This is a genomic window from Kitasatospora sp. NPDC008115, assembly GCF_042957205.1.
Lineage (GTDB): Bacteria > Actinomycetota > Actinomycetes > Streptomycetales > Streptomycetaceae > Kitasatospora.
Genome location: NZ_JBIBHU010000015.1, coordinates 19,002 through 33,427 on the forward strand (window position 1 = coordinate 19,002; position 14,426 = coordinate 33,427).

A 14,426-nucleotide genomic window follows, 5' to 3' on the forward strand; every position below is an offset into this window, starting at 1 on the left:
CGGACCCTAGGCCAGCACTCCCCCGGCGATGCGGAAGGCGTTGGCGGCGATGGTCAGGGCCGGGTTGACCGCCGCCGAGGAGCAGAAGACGGAGGAGTCCGCCACCCAGAGGTTGTCGTGCTCGTGGGTGCGGCCGGCCGGGTCGACGACGCTGGTGGCGGGGTCGGTGCCCATGACGGCGGTGCCGCACTGGTGGGAGTTGGTCTCGATGCCCATCCGGCGGGTGAAGACCAGCGGGTAGCCGGCCGTGCGCAGGGAGCGGGTGGTGCGCCGGACCAGTTCGTGGTGGGCGCGGAGGTTGTTGGGCCGCCAGTGCACGGTGATCCGCCCGGCCGTGTCCAGGACGACGCGGTTGTCCGGGGTCGGCAGGTCCTCGCTGGTCAGGTAGAGGTCGAGGCTGCGGTCGGTGACGAAGCGGCGCACGGCAGCGGGCACATGGGGTTGGGCCGAGCGCACCATGGGCTCCTGGAGCTTGCCCAGCATCTGGACGTTGCCCAGCGGTGCCCGGCCGCCGCGGGCGAGGTACCAGTCGTTCAGGCCGAGGGTCTTCTGGAAGACCGCGCGGTTGCGGCGGGCGGGGTCGGCGGCGACCAGGAAGGTGCTGTTGTGCACCATGTAGTTGCGCCCGACCCGGCCCGAGCCGTTGGCGAGGCCCGAACGCAGCAGCAGCGCCGCGGTGTTGACGGCGCCGCAGGCGAGCACGAAGCGTTCGGCGCGGATCGTCACCTCCTTGCCGTCGCGGGTCCCCACCGCGTGCGTCACCCGTCCGGCGGCGTCCGCGTACAGCCGGCCGACCAGGGTGCGGGTGAGCAGCCGGACGCCGCCGGCGGCCAGGGCGGGGCGCAGCGCGCGGACGTCGGCGTCGCTCTTGGCGCCGAGCAGGCAGGGGAAGCTGTCGCAGGTGCCGCAGCGCACGCAGTCGCCGCCCTCGCGCAGGTCGATGCCGGTGGGCAGGTGGAAGGGGCGCAGGCCCTGGCCGCGCAGGCGGTGGGCGAGGTCGGCGACGGCTTCCTCGTGTTCGACGGCCGGGTGGGGGTAGTCGGTGGAGCGCCAGGGGTCGGTGGGGTCCTCGCCGCGGGTGCCGTGCACCCGGTAGAGGTCCTCGGCGCGGCCGTAGTGGGGTTCCAGGTCGGCGTAGTCGACGGGCCAGCCGGGTGCGTCGCCCTCGGCGTGGGCGACCGGGCCGAAGTCGGTCTCGCGGAAGCGCGGGAGGGTGGCGCCGTAGACCTTGGTGTTGCCGCCGACGTAGTAGTGGACGCCGGGTTGGAAGGGCTGTCCCTGGGCGTCCTGCCACTGGTCGCCGTTGCGGTAGCGGCCCTGGACGAAGACGGCCTCCGGGTTCCAGTTCTGCTGTTCGCGCGGCAGGAAGTCGCCGCGTTCGACGACGAGGATCCGTGCGCCGGACTCGCGCAGGGCGTAGGCGAGGGTGGCTCCGCCCATGCCGGAGCCGAGGATCGCGAGGTCGCAGGTGAGCTCCGGTCCGTCCGGTTCGATCACGCCCGGGGGCCGGTGCGGTGTCTGGTCGTGCGTCATCCTGTGTTCTCCCGTCGGGTGGGGTTCAGCAGGCGTTCGGTGATCTCGTGGGCGAAGGCCATCACGGTGCCCTGGGGGCTGATGCCGGTCGCGCCGGGTAGGACGGAGGAGTCGCAGAGGTGGAGGTTGTCGTAGCCGTAGGGCCGGCCCAGCGGGTCGCAGATCCCGCCGCGCGCGGGGGCGCCCATCGGGCAGGAGGCCATGGCGTGGACGGAGACCAGCGGCCAGTCGGCGAGGGCGCTGTGCTCGGCGCACTGCCGGGCCTCGTCCTCGGTGCGCAGCGGCGGGCCCGGGAAGGGCGGGTGGACCTCGGTGGCGCCTGCGGCGAGCAGCAGGCGGGCGGTGCGGTGCAGGGCGGCGCGCAGCAGGCGGCCGTCGTCGGCGGTGATGCGGTGGCGCAGCAGGGTGTGGCCGCCGGGCAGGGCGGTGACGGCGACCGGTCCTTCCACCCGGACCTGGGCGGTGAACAGGGCGACCCGGTCGAGGTCGGCCAGCAGGGTGTGGACGGTGGCGGGGTCGTGGCCGACCAGTGCGGCGGCGAGGGCGCCGGGGGTGAGGTTGGCGGGCATCACCAGCAGGCCCTGGTCCTGGAAGTGCTGGAGCTGGGCGGTGAAGATGGTGCCGCGGGTGGCCCGGACGGGTTCGCGGAAGCGGGCGACGACCTTGAGGTTGACGTGGACGGCGGTGTGCCGGCCGGCGTGGCGGCGGTGGATGCCGCTGCGCTGGAGCAGGGCGGGGGTGCCGATCGGTCCGGCGGCGAGGACCACGGTGCGCGGCCGGTAGGTGAGCGGTTCGCCCTCGGGGCCCAGGGCGTGGACCTCGGTGACGGTCCGGCCGCGGTGACGCAGTTTCAGCACGCGGGTGCGGGGGTGGATGCGGGCGCCGTGGCGTTCGGCTGCGGGCAGGTAGCTGAGCAGCATGCTCTGTTTGGCGCCGGAGGGGCAGCCGGTGGGGCAGCGGTTGGCGTGCGAGCAGCCGGGGGCGGCGCGGCGGGCCGCGGCCCAGTGCCAGCCGAGGCGGTCGGCGCCGTCGGCGAGCAGCCGGGAGTCGCGGTTGCCGTCGCCGGGGTGCTGGGCGGCGACGCCGAGGCGGCGGGTGATCTCGTGCAGGTGGCGGTCCAGGTCGGTGCGCTGGTAGCCGTCGGTGCCGGCCCGGTCGGCCCAGCGGTCGAGGAGTTCGGCGGGCGGTTCCCAGAGCAGGCCGCCGTTGACGACGGTGGTGCCGCCGACGCAGCAGCCTTCGCCGAAGGCGATGACGGGCCGGCCGTGGATGGGGGCCAGGCCGGCGTGGCGGTAGAGGCGGCGGAGGTTCTGGGCGGGTGTGGAGGCGGCGATCTCGGCGGTGGTGACCCGGGGGCCCTCTTCGAGGACGACGGTCGGGCGGCCGGCCTGGGCGAGGCCGAGGGCGGCGACGCTGCCGCCCGCGCCGGAGCCGATCACCAGGGCGTCGCAGTCGATCGGGCGGGCCGCCCGGCTCATCGGGAGACCCTCCGGTCGGCGGCAAGGGGCGTCGGGAGGTGGCCGGTGGCGTCGAGCCCGAGGGCGTCGAGGCCGGCGGGGCTCCGGACGGGCGCGGCGGCGTCCAGGCCGCTGTAGAGGGCGAGGGTCTCGGCCGTGCGCACCGCCGTGCCGAGCAGGGGCAGCCGCTCCACCCGGCGCAGCCCGGCCAGCAGGGCGGCGGGCGGCGCGGCGGCCGGGCGGCGGCCGGTGAGCAGCAGGAGTGCGGGCGGCACCAGCCGCAGTGCCAGGGCGAAGCCGGCCCGGTAGTGCGGGGCGAGCCGGCCGAGGCTGCCGAGGACGTGGGCGCGGGCCGCCGCGCAGGGATCGGGCTCGCGCAGGGCGGGGTGGCGCAGCGACCAGATCCGCAGGAGCAGGTCGGTGTTCACGGGCGGAGCCTCCCGGCGGCCAGTTCCTTGGCCAGCCGGCCGAGCAGGCGGACCGCACCCTGTCCGAGCACGTCGTCCAGGGCCCGCAGGAAGGTCTGCGCCTCGGGTTCCTCGGCGACCAGCGGCGGGGCGACGATCAGCGGCAGGCCGTGGTTGGAGCCGAAGAAGGTGAGCACGCCGTGGTCGCGGTAGAGGGCGGCGATCACCGCCCCGGTGATCAGTTTGGTCCGCAGCCGGGGGTCGCCGCCGAGTGCTGCCGGGAGCAGCGGCAGCAGTCGGTCGAGCGAGGCGGGTCCGGCCTTGAGGAAGATGCCGTGCAGGGCGCCGCTTCCGGCGGTCGCGGCGACCAGGGCGGGGTGGCGGTGGGCGATGTCGCGCAGGCCCGCCTCCAGGACGGCGCCGAGTTTGCGGGCGCGTCCGGGGTAGTCGTCCTCGACGGCGACGGCGACGGCCTCCAGCGCGGTGGCGGTCTCCTCGCCGAAGCCGTAGTAGGTGGTGCTGTGCAGGGTGGCGTCCTGGAGGTTGTCGTAGGCGCGGCGGAAGACGGGTTCGCGGGCCACGTACCCGGCGATGGACGCCTTGCCGCCGCCGAAGGACTTGGACATGGTCACGACGTCGGGGACCAGCCCGGGGTGGTGCATGAAGTGGAACAGCGCGCCGGTGCGGCCCCAGCCGGTGTAGACCTCGTCGAAGACCAGCACGATGTCCCGTTCGGTGCACAGCCGGCGCACCTCGCGCAGGAACGCCCCCGAGCACTGGCGCAGGCTGGAGGCGCTGAAGGGTTCCAGGACCACCGCGTAGACGTCGCTGCCGCCGTCGAGGGCCTTGTGGCGGTCGAGTGCGAGGGCGAAGGAGCCGGGGTCGTCGTAGCCGAAGAAGTCGGTGCCGGGGATCCGGGGGTAGTCGAAGTGGAGTTCGGGCGAGGCGGTGAGGCTGCCCGCGCCGAGCAGCTTGCCGTGGAAGGAGATGTCGGAGTGCAGCACCGTGCCGCGCCGGCCGCCGTGGTACTTGTAGGCGAGTTTGACGGCGCCTTCGACCGCCTCCGCCCCGGAGTTGGGGAAGTAGCTGATGTTCAGGTCGCCGGGGAGCAGCCGGGCGAGGTTGTGGCTGAGGGCGGCGACGTAGGGCGAGAGGTAGTTCTTGTGGACCTCCATCCGGCGCTGTTCGGCGAAGCGGCGGCGGGCGGCGAGGATCCTCGGGTGGTTGTGGCCGTGGTTGAGGACGCCGATCCCGCCGGTGAAGTCGAGGACGCGCCGGCCGTCGCGCAGGGTGATCCAGCAGCCCTCGGCGCGCTCGACCTGGTCGTGCCCGAAGCCGAACGCCCCGACCAGGGAGACCTGGCTGCGGCTGACGAAGCTGCGGTAGAGCGTGTGCACCTGCTCCTCGGTCAGGTTCTCGGCGGCCGCGATGTCCAGCAGGTCGTTCATACCGCCTCCTCGGTCGGTGTCGTGCGGGGCTCCGCGCGCTCGCGGGTGCGGATCCGGTCGGCGATCAGCCGTCCGGTGTTCCGGCCGTGGCGTACGGCGTAGTTGGTGCCGCGGTCCTCCGGGAAGACCTGCGCCATGCTCGACATGTAGAGGCCGGGCACGGCGCACTCGGCCTCGGGGACGCGCCGGGAGTACCCGGGGGTGATCACCGGCTGGGCGTGCTCGGCCCGCCAGACGTGGTAGCGGCGCACCCAGTCCTCGCGGAAGCGCGGGAACATCCGGCGCAGGTGGGGCAGGCTGTGGCGGTAGACCTGCTCGTCGCTCATCCGGTACAGCTCGGCGTCGACGGGGAGGTACTTCGACAGGTAGACGAGGTGCCGGCCGCCGTAGCGGTCGGGCGGGTCGAGGTTGGTGTGCTCGATGACGCCGACGTAGGGGAACGCCGGGTCGGTGACGTTGAGCCAGTAGGTGTCGGACAGGGCGCGGTGGTTCTCCAGGACCAGGCACAGGTTGGCCAGGTAGGGGACGGAGCGCAGCCGGCGGACCAGCCCCGGGAGGGCGGGGTGGGCGTCGGGGTCGCCGTCGAGCATGCCGGCCAGCAGTCCGGGGGCGGTGGTGACCAGGACGCGGCGGGCGCGCAGGGTGCGTCCGCCCGCCCGGACGCCGTTCACCCCGCGCTCCCCGACCAGCACCGAGTCCACCGGGGTGCCGGTGCGCAGTTCGACGCCCAACTGCTGGAGCCGGTCGCGCCAGGCGTCCAGCAGGGCCCCGGAGCCGCCGCGCAGGTAGTGCAGCACCTCGCGTCCGGAGCGGGAGCGGCTGCCGCCGCGCAGGTGCAGCTTGGTCCACATCCAGGTGGCGCCCACCTGGGAGGCGTAGGAGCCGAACTTGCCTTCCAGCAGCGGGCGCCAGACCACCTCGTAGGCCCGGCGCCCGCCCAGCTGGACCAGCCACTGCTCGGCGGTGAGCGACTCCAGTTCCCGCCAGTGCCGCACCCGGCCGGCCCGCAGCGCGGAGAGGCCGAGGCGCAGCCGGTCGGCCGGCGGGAGCGGGGCGAAGCGCAGCACGTCGAGCGGGCTGGAGAGCCGGTAGACCGCGTTGGCGTGGTAGACGCCGGTGCTGGTGGGGTGGCGTTCGATCAGGTCCGCGCAGCCGAGTTCGGCGCAGAGCCGGAAGATCTCGCGGTCGGAGTCGAACCAGTGGTGGTAGAACCGCTCCAGCTCGCGGCCGCCGATCGGGAAGGTGGCGGCCAGGCCGCCGATCCTGTCGGCCGCCTCGACGACCTGGCAGCGCAGGCCGGCCAGGGCGAGTTCGTGCGCGGCGGCCAGGCCGGTGAAGCCGGCGCCGACCACGATCACGTCGGCGTCGACGGCGTCGTGTGGCGGGTCGGCGGCGGTCACGGGCCCAGCACTCCGGTCACGGCGGCGTTGAACCGTTCGGCGACGGCGTCGACGTCGGCGGGAGTGCTGCGGGTGGTCAGGCCGAAGTCGGCGCCCAGGTAGGTGTCGGTCAGGCCGATGGTGAGCGCGAGCGAGCGGGCCAGCACGGCGTCGGTCTGCGGCAGCGCGCCGGTGCGGTAGTCGTGCCGCGCCTTGTCGGGCGGGCGGCGGAAGGGGCTCGGGCGGGGGTCGCCGGCCATCAGGGCGGCGAATTCGGGCAGGCCGCCGTAGTGGTGCTTGGGCGAGTGGAGCAGGGTGCGGGTGCCGAGTTCCTTGGCGACGGCGTCGGCGCTCGCCGCGTCGTCGAAGAGGTAGACCAGCAGGGTGGCGCAGTCCCCGTCGGCGTCGTGCAGGGGGCGCGGGCGCAGGCCGTCGCGGGCCGGGATCGCGGCGGACAGCGCCCGGGCGAGCGTCCGGTTGTGGTCCAGGATGGCGTCCAGACGGCCGAGTTGGGCGCGGGCGACGGCCGCCGTGAAGGCGTTCATCCGCAGGTTGAGGCCGAACAGTTGGTCGCCGTCGCCGGTCTCCTGCCCGTAGGGGAACCAGCCGTGGTGGTGGAAGGAGTAGGCGCGCTGGAAGACGCGCTCGTCCGGGGTGAGCAGGAAGCCGCCGTCGCCGCCGGTGATCACCTTGAAGATGTTGGTGGAGAAGGCACCACTCTGCCCGAAAGTGCCGACCGGACGGCCCCGGTAGGTGGCGCCGCAGGCCTGGGCGGCGTCCTCCAGGAGGTACAGGCCGTGGTCGTCGGCGATCTGCCCGAGGGCGGTCAGATCGCAGGGCGCGCCGAGCATGTGGATCGGCATGACGGCCTTGGTGCGCGGGGTGATCCGGGCCAGCACGTCGGCCGGGTCGAGGGTCAGCGACTCGTCGACCTCGGCGATCACCGGGGTGGCGCCGGCGAAGACGACGGCCGACACCGAGGCGGTGTAGAGGTAGCCGGGCACGATGACCTCGTCGCCCGGGCCGATGCCGAGCGCGGCGAGGGCGGCCAGCAGGGCGGAGGTGCCGCTGTTGACGGCCAGGCAGTGCGGGCTGGCGAAGCGTGCGGACAGCTCCTGCTCCAGGTCGCGGACCTGGGAGTCCACCCCGGGTGGGCGGGAGTGCGCGTCGGAGGTGGCGAGCCAGAAGTCGACGACTTCGAGGAGGTTGCGGCGCTCCTCGGCGCCGAAGTGCGCGTATCCGGGACCAGGCATGAGGCTCCTAGGGCGGACGTCGACCGGTGGTCGGTCGGATGGCAGGGCGGGGGGCCGGCCGGCGCGCTCGGCGGTCCGGTCGGGAGGCGTTCCGGTCAGGAAACGGTCCGGTCGGGAGACGATTCGGGAAGCGCGTCAGAAGACGATCGGGCAGAACGGGGCCGGGTCGTGGCGGAACGCCGTGGCGGCGGCCCGGACGGCGCCGGGGCGCAGCTCGCGGACCAGGCCGGCCCGGGCGAGCTGCACCAGGGAGGTGCCGCCGAGGTGAAGAGCGCCCAGCTCGCGGGCCGTCAGCTCCAGGTCGGCCGGGCCGGTGGTGGGGCGGCACTCGCCGCCCTCGGGGCCGGTGCGCAGCCGGAAGCGCCGCTCGTTCCACGGGCAGAGCGGGTCGGTGACGTCCAGGACGATCTCGGTCTCGGTGGCGTAGCCGCGCTGTTCCAGCGCCCGGTCCACGTCCACCAGGCGCACGTGCAGCTGGTCGCGCAGGACGGGCGCGGCGCTGCGGGGGTCGGTGAGCAGGGCGAGCACCGGGTCGTCCACCGGCCGGTCGGCGACCACGCTGCCGGCCAGGTCGACGTCGAGCAGGGCGCGCCAGAGCGCCGCGTGGGAGCCGGGGTCGCGGGCGAACAGCTCGCGCACCGACACCTCGTAGCGCGGCACCGAGTCCTCCCAGGCCGAGGTCAGCCGGTAGAGGGCGTAGCCGGAGGGCTCCCCGTCCTCCTCGGCCACCATGCAGAGCAGCCGTCCGGAGCCGCCGCGGTGGTCGGGCAGGTCGAGCACGGCGCGGGCGGCCCAGGCGGCGTTGCGGGCCGGCGTCCCGGGGCGTTCGCCGGCGCACTGCGCGTAGACGGCGGCGAGCGCGGCGGTGTGCTCCGCCGGTTCGCCGATCCGGACGGTCCGGTCGCCGGCGTCCACCCGCAGGTCACGGGCGTGCCGGTGGATCCGCACCTTGGCGGCCTGGCTGGCGAGGCCGAAGCCGAAGCGGCCGTAGATGCCGGCCTCGGTGGTGTTGAGGGCGGCCACCGGTTCGCCGCCGCCCTCGTGCAGGGTGTGCAGGACGCGGCGCACCATGGCGCTCATCACTCCGCGCCGCCGGTACTCGGGCGCGACGCTGACGTAGCCGAGGCCGGCCACCGGCCGCGGCCCGCCCGGCAGGGTCATCTCCAGGGAGTAGACGGCGCAGGTCCCGCTGGTGCGCCCGCCGGTCCTGGCGACCAGGGACCGCTTGGGTTCGAAGACCGACGCGGCCGAGGCGTGGTAGTCCGCGGAGTGCCCGTAGCCCCCGTACGCCAGCTCCACGACCGGAGCGAGGTCCTCCCAGGAATCTGCGGCGGAAATCTCCGGAACGGACAGGAATTCGGGCATGCTGATCACGCTCTCCTCGCATACTGAAGATTTCTGGAATTCAGACCATGACGTACCGGAATATGAGACAGCGCGTTTCCAGAGACAGGTGGACCAGCGCACACGGGGGTCCGGTGACCGGACCACGTCAGAAGCCACAGGTATAGCACGATCGAACCACGCAACGTCAAGGATCCGGAAGGGCAGTGTTGTTGATCGGAAAAGCCCGATTGACCGGCCGCCGGAACCGGAATTCGATGGTTCGCATCCAGCGCTCTTGTGATCAATGAAAGATTCACTCAGACTCGGCTGCGGCGGATGATCCCTGGTGCAACCGGCGATCCATTCTGATCCGCCCCCCTGCCCATTTCTGTGATCACAGCGAGGAGACAGGTATGAGCAACCCCAGGTTCATCGCCGGCAACACGGCCATCGACGACTGGCAGCAGCACGTGGAGGAGGACAACGGCACCGGCATCTACATCGATGTCGACACCTCGGCGGGCAACTTCGCCGAGACGCCCGTCTACACCGCCAACCTCTGCGGCCGCGACTCCATGTGGACGACCACCGGCGGCAACACCATCTACACCCCGACGGCGAAGGGCTTCCGGATCTACGTCCGCTGGCAGGACGGCCGTCCGCTGCCGGTCGAGTACGCCGTGAGCCACGGCTGGTACATCAGCTGGGTGGCGACGGAGGTCTGAGACCCCTCGCAGTGCCGTTGAGGCTCTGATCCGCTCCCGGGCCGGCCGGCGCCCGCACCTGCTGCGGCCGCGGGCCGGCCCGGTCGCGCCGGGCCCGCCCCGTCCTCGTCCTTGTTCGGCAACCAAGGGAGACCCATGCGAGCCCCGACCGAGCGGAAGCTGAGCCAGTACCGCGGCGACACCGTCCCCCGCCACCCGGACGCCACCGCCTGGAGCCTCATCGAGGCGGCGGCCGCCCGCACCCCCGACGCCGTCGCGGTCGAGCAACCCGGCGGCACCCTGACCTACCGCGCGCTGCTGGACCGGGCCGAGGCGCTGGCCGCCCGGCTGGCCCGCGCCGGGGTCGGCCGGGGCGACCTCGTCCCGCTGGTGATGGCCGGCGGGCCCGAACTGCTGGTCGCCATGCTCGCCGTGATGCGCTCGGCCGCGGTGTTCGTCCCGCTGGACGAGCAGTGGCCCGGCCCCCGGCTGCGCCCCATGGTCGACGCCTGCCGGCCCGCCGTCGTCCTGCTCTCCCCTGGCGCCACCACCGACGGCTGGACCGCCCCGGCCCTCACCGTCGACCCGGTCTCCGGTCCCGACCCCGCACCGCCCGACCCGGCGCCGCCGTCGCCCGCCGCGCGCACGCCCGAACCGCCGTCGCCCGAACCGCCGCGGCCGGACGAACTCGCCTACGGCTTCTACACCTCGGGCTCCACCGGGACCCCCAAGTGCGCCCTCAACCTGCACGGCGGCCTGGCCAACCGGCTGCTCGCCATGGGCCGCCGGTTCGGCACCTCCCCGCACAACGTGGTGCTGCAGAACAGCCGGCACACCTTCGACTCCTCACTGTGGCAGCTGCTCTGGCCGCTCACCTGCGGCAGCCGGGTGGTCATCCCCCGCTCCCACGACATCCTCGACCTGACCGCGACCGTCGAGGTCATCGGGCGCCACCGCGTCACGATGACCGACTTCGTACCTACCATCCTCACCGCCCTCGTCGAACTCCTGGAGTCGCGGCCCGAGTTGGTGACGGGCCTGGGCAGCCTGCGGATGCTGCTGGTCGGCGGCGAGGAGATCGCCCCGGAGAGCGTGCGCGCCCTGCGCGGGCTCCTCCCGCGGCTGCGGGTGACCAACACCTTCGGCCCCACCGAGGCCTCGATCGGCTCCGTCTTCCACGAGGTGACACCCGAGGACTCCGTCCCCGTGCCGATCGGCCGGCCGATCGACAACACCTGGGCGATCGTGCTGGACGAGCGCGGGCGGCCGGCCCCCGACGGGGAGATCGGCGAGATCTGCATCGGCGGCGCCTGCCTGGGCACCGGCTACCTCGGCGACCCCGAGCGCACCGCCCTGGCCTTCGTCGACAACCCCTTCCCCGGGCTCCCGGGCGAACGGATGTACCGCACCGGCGACCTCGGCCACTACGGCGCGGACGGACTCCTCTACTTCGACGGCCGGCGCGACCAGCAGGTGAAGATCGGCGGAGTGCGGGTGGAGCTCTCCGAGATCGAGCACGCGATCACCTCGCACCCCCTGGTGCGCGAGGCCAAGGTACTGGTCGGCGACCAGGGCGGCGGACAGCACCTGGCCGCCTTCGTCACCCTGCGCGGAGAACTGACGATGGAGCGGCTGCGGACGCACCTGCGGACCCTGCTGCCGGCCGAGCTCATCCCCAAGCGGTTCCTCCGGATCGACGCCGTCCCGGTGAACGGCAACGGGAAGACCGACCGCAAGGCCCTCGCGGAACTCCTCAGGACGCGCGCCCCGCTGGACCCGAACGGCTGGAGCGCCGCCGGGAGCAGCACCGAGCGCACCCTCGCCGAGCTGTGGAACGCCCTGCTGCCGGAACCCGTCGCCGGCCCCGACGCCGACTTCTTCGACAGCGGCGGCGACTCGCTGCGCGCCCAGCGGCTCGCCCTCGCCGTCTCGGCCCGCTTCGACACCCCGCTCTCGATCCGGGACATCGTCCACGCGCCCACCATCGCGCTCCAGGCCGCCGCCCTCGACGGCCGCCGCACCCTGCCCGCCGCCCCGCCCGTCAGCGCGGCCTCCGCCGGCGACCTCACCCTTCCCGCCGACATCCGCCCGGCCGGCGTCCCCTCCGGCCCGCCCCGGCACCTGCTGCTCACCGGCGCGACCGGCTTCGTCGGCGCCCAACTGCTGCGCGACCTGCTGGACGGCACCGACGCCACCGTGCACTGCCTGGTCCGCGCCGACGGACCGGCCGCGGCCCGCCGCCGGCTGGCCGACGCGCTGCACCGGTACGGGCTGTGGTCCGAACGGAGCGGCCACCGGATCCACGCCGTACCCGGCGACCTGGGCAGCCCGCGGCTCGGCCTCTCCCCCGCCGACCACCACCGGCTGGCCGAGCGGATCGACACCGTGGTGCACGCCGGCGCCATGGTCAACCTGGTCCGCGGCTACCGCGCCCACCGCCGCGCCAATGTCACCGGCACCGTCGACCTGCTCCGGCTCGCCGCCACCGGCCGCCCCGCCATGGTGCACTTCATCTCCACCCTGGCCGCCTGCCCGGCCGGAGAGGCCGGCGACACACCGGTCCCCGAGCTGCCGGTCCCCGCCGACCGCACGCCCGACACCGGCTACGGGCAGTCCAAGCGGGTCGCCGAACACCTCGTCCAGCTCGCCGGCGACCGCGGCCTGGCGGTCGCGGTGCACCGGCTCGGCGAGGTCATGCCCGCCACCGGCACCGGAATCCCCAACCCCGGCTCCCGGGTCGAACTGCTCATCCAGGCCTGCCTGCGGGTGGGCGCCTACTTCACCAGCGACCTCAGCACCGACTACACCCCGGTCGACCACGTCGGGCGGCTGCTGGTCGCCGCCGTCACCCACCGTCAGCCCGGCTACTTCCACCTGCTGCGCCCCGGCCCGCTGCCGCTCGACGACCTGCTCGGCGCCTTCGGGTCCGCCTTCGGCCTGCGCAAGGTCGAGTACCGGGACTTCTGGCAGGCCGTCCAGCGGACGGCGGCCGCCGAGCCCGACAACCGCCCGCTCGCGGGGGCGCTCGCCCTGCTGCCGGTGCCGACCACCCGCCCCGACCGCTCACCGATGGCCTTCGAGGACGCCGCCGCCCGCTTCAGCACCACCCGCGCCGCCCACCTCGCCACCCTCGCCGCCGCCCGCCCCGTCCCCTCCAACCGCGACGGCCTGCTCCGCTACGTCGCCTACCACGCCGGCCACCTCGACCACGCCGGCCACCGGCCGGGGGTCACGCCCGGAAGGTGACCCGGTACTCCGCGGGCGAGGTGCCGACGTGACGGTGGAAGGCCGCGCGGAAGGCGGCGGGGCTGCCCAGCCCGCTGAGCCGGGCGACCTGCTCGACGGGGGTCGCCGTGGTCTCCAGGAGCTCACGGGCCCAGTCGATCCGGGCGGCGGTCAGCCAGGCCATCGGCGAGGTGCCGGTCTCCTGCTGGAAGCGGCGGATGAACGTCCGGCGGGACATGTGGGCGCGCCGGGCCAGCTCGTCCACACCCTGCCGCTGGGCGAGGTTCTCCAGCATCCAGGCGCGCAGCGGCGCGAGCTCGTCCCCGCGCGGGGCCGGCCGGAAGCGCTCGATGAACTGCGCCTGGCCGCCGGGGCGTTGCGGTGGGGCGACGAGCGCCCGGGCGCGGGCGTTGGCGACCGCCGCGCCGTGGTCTCGCCGGATGACGTGCAGGCAGAGGTCGATGCCGGCGGTCACCCCGGCGGAGGTGAGGATGTCGCCGTCGTCGACGAAGAGCAGGTTCGGCCGGACGTCGACCCGGGGGTGGCGGCGCTGGAGGGCGGCGGCGTCCCGCCAGTGGGTGGTCGCGGGCCGCCCGTCCAGCAGCCCGGCGGCCGCCAGCGCGAACGCCCCCGTGCAGATCGACACCAGCCGCGCGCCACGCGCGTGCGCCGAACGGAGCTCCGACAGCACCGCGGCGGACGGCGCGGTCTCCGGGTCCGTGTAGCCCGGGACGACGACGGTGTCGGCCTCCCGCAGCGCCTCCAGCCCGGCCGACGTGACGACGGTGAACCCGCCGCTGACCACCGGCCCGGCGGACGGATCGGTGCAGACCGTCACCCGGTAGTGCGGGTCCGGCCCGAAGGCCTGCACCGGAATGCCGAGGTCGAGCGGAAGGACTCCTGGAAGCGCCAGCACCACGACCCGGTGCTCATCGACGGCCGTCATGGCACGATCCTAGCGGTACCTGGTCCCGGTGCCACTGTCGGGGATGGGCGGGGGATTCCTAACCTGCGGTCATGGACTTCTCACTCGACCTGCCGACCGGCCCCCTCGCCGAGGCGGTCCTCTCCGCCGTACGCACCTCCACCTCCCCCTCGGTGGCCAACCACAGCCTTCGCAGCTTCCTCTTCGCCCAGCTCGTCGCCGCCCACGAGGGCTGCCTGGAGGACGCCGCCTACGACCGCGACCTGCTGTTCGCCGCGACCGCCCTGCACGATCTGGGCGCCGGCGACCTCGCCCGGGGCGAGGCCCGCTTCGAGGTCGAGGGCGCCGACCTGGCGGCCGGAGTGCTGCGGCGCCACCAGGTCCCCGAGGCGGACGTCGACCGGGTGTGGGAGGCGATCGCCCTGCACACCTCGCCCGGCATCGCCGAGCGCCGGGGCCTGCTCTGCCACCTCACCCGCGAGGGCGTGGGCGTCGACTTCGGCCGCAGGGCGGAGGTCGTCGCCCGGTGGGAGCCGCGGATCCACGCCGCCCACCCGCGCCTGTCCATGGTCCGTTCCCTGGTCGACGCCATCGTGGAACGGGCCGCCCGCTCCGAGGCCGCGGCCCCCCGCTACTCCATCGGCGGCGAACTGCTCCGCGAACGCCGGGCCCACGGCGTGACCGAACTCGAACGGGCCGCCGTGTCCTCCCCGTGGGGACCCTAGGTCCCGTCTTCAAACCCCCGTCGTCCGCCCGCAGGGCGGGCCGG

11 protein-coding genes are annotated in these 14,426 nt (G+C 74.3%); 3 read left to right on the forward strand and 8 right to left on the reverse strand.

Features of this window, described 5'->3' with window-relative positions:
- Window positions 1-6: 6 nt before the first annotated feature.
- The 7 genes from ACFZBX_RS19885 to ACFZBX_RS19915 form a co-directional block, all read right to left on the reverse strand.
- Complete coding sequence (locus tag ACFZBX_RS19885; RefSeq protein ID WP_391535058.1) at window positions 7-1,533, reverse strand: GMC oxidoreductase; 1,527 nt, start codon at window positions 1,531-1,533, stop codon at window positions 7-9.
- Complete coding sequence (locus ACFZBX_RS19890) at window positions 1,530-3,011, reverse strand: FAD-dependent oxidoreductase (RefSeq protein ID WP_391535059.1); 1,482 nt, start codon at window positions 3,009-3,011, stop codon at window positions 1,530-1,532. Before ACFZBX_RS19890 ends, ACFZBX_RS19885 begins: the two co-directional genes overlap by 4 nt.
- Window positions 3,008-3,418: a hypothetical protein gene (locus ACFZBX_RS19895; RefSeq protein ID WP_391535060.1), complete on the reverse strand. Its 411-nt coding sequence runs from the start codon at window positions 3,416-3,418 to the stop codon at window positions 3,008-3,010. Before ACFZBX_RS19895 ends, ACFZBX_RS19890 begins: the two co-directional genes overlap by 4 nt.
- On the reverse strand, window positions 3,415-4,845 hold the full coding sequence (locus ACFZBX_RS19900) for an aspartate aminotransferase family protein (RefSeq protein WP_391535061.1): 1,431 nt from the start codon (window positions 4,843-4,845) through the stop codon (window positions 3,415-3,417). The genes ACFZBX_RS19895 and ACFZBX_RS19900 overlap by 4 nt, the downstream gene beginning before the upstream one ends.
- Window positions 4,842-6,245, reverse strand: coding sequence for an NAD(P)/FAD-dependent oxidoreductase (locus ACFZBX_RS19905; RefSeq protein WP_391535062.1), 1,404 nt, complete (start codon window positions 6,243-6,245; stop codon window positions 4,842-4,844). Before ACFZBX_RS19905 ends, ACFZBX_RS19900 begins: the two co-directional genes overlap by 4 nt.
- Window positions 6,242-7,477: a DegT/DnrJ/EryC1/StrS family aminotransferase gene (locus ACFZBX_RS19910; protein WP_391535063.1), complete on the reverse strand. Its 1,236-nt coding sequence runs from the start codon at window positions 7,475-7,477 to the stop codon at window positions 6,242-6,244. Before ACFZBX_RS19910 ends, ACFZBX_RS19905 begins: the two co-directional genes overlap by 4 nt.
- Window positions 7,478-7,612: 135 nt before the next feature.
- Window positions 7,613-8,842 carry a GNAT family N-acetyltransferase gene (locus tag ACFZBX_RS19915; RefSeq protein ID WP_391535064.1) on the reverse strand — a complete coding sequence of 410 codons (1,230 nt, stop codon included), beginning with the start codon at window positions 8,840-8,842 and terminating at the stop codon, window positions 7,613-7,615.
- A 374-nt stretch (window positions 8,843-9,216) separates the two neighbouring features.
- On the opposite strand from ACFZBX_RS19915, the gene ACFZBX_RS19920 reads away from it, so the two are divergent.
- Both ACFZBX_RS19920 and ACFZBX_RS19925 read left to right on the forward strand, forming a co-directional pair.
- Window positions 9,217-9,528 (forward strand): hypothetical protein, encoded by a 312-nt coding sequence (locus tag ACFZBX_RS19920; RefSeq protein WP_391535065.1) that lies wholly within the window; start codon window positions 9,217-9,219, stop codon window positions 9,526-9,528.
- A 135-nt stretch (window positions 9,529-9,663) separates the two neighbouring features.
- Entirely contained in the window at window positions 9,664-12,753 is a 3,090-nt protein-coding gene (locus tag ACFZBX_RS19925) for an amino acid adenylation domain-containing protein (protein WP_391535066.1), read from the forward strand.
- On the opposite strand, the gene ACFZBX_RS19930 is transcribed toward ACFZBX_RS19925, so the two are convergent.
- Entirely contained in the window at window positions 12,737-13,678 is a 942-nt protein-coding gene (locus ACFZBX_RS19930; RefSeq protein ID WP_391535067.1) for a GlxA family transcriptional regulator, read from the reverse strand. The two genes, ACFZBX_RS19925 and ACFZBX_RS19930, sit on opposite strands and share 17 nt — an antisense overlap.
- Window positions 13,679-13,749: 71 nt before the next feature.
- Here ACFZBX_RS19930 and ACFZBX_RS19935 point away from each other — a divergent pair, with 71 nt between their 5' ends.
- Window positions 13,750-14,382 (forward strand): HD domain-containing protein, encoded by a 633-nt coding sequence (locus tag ACFZBX_RS19935; protein WP_391535068.1) that lies wholly within the window; start codon window positions 13,750-13,752, stop codon window positions 14,380-14,382.
- The last annotated feature ends 44 nt before the right edge of the window (window positions 14,383-14,426 follow it).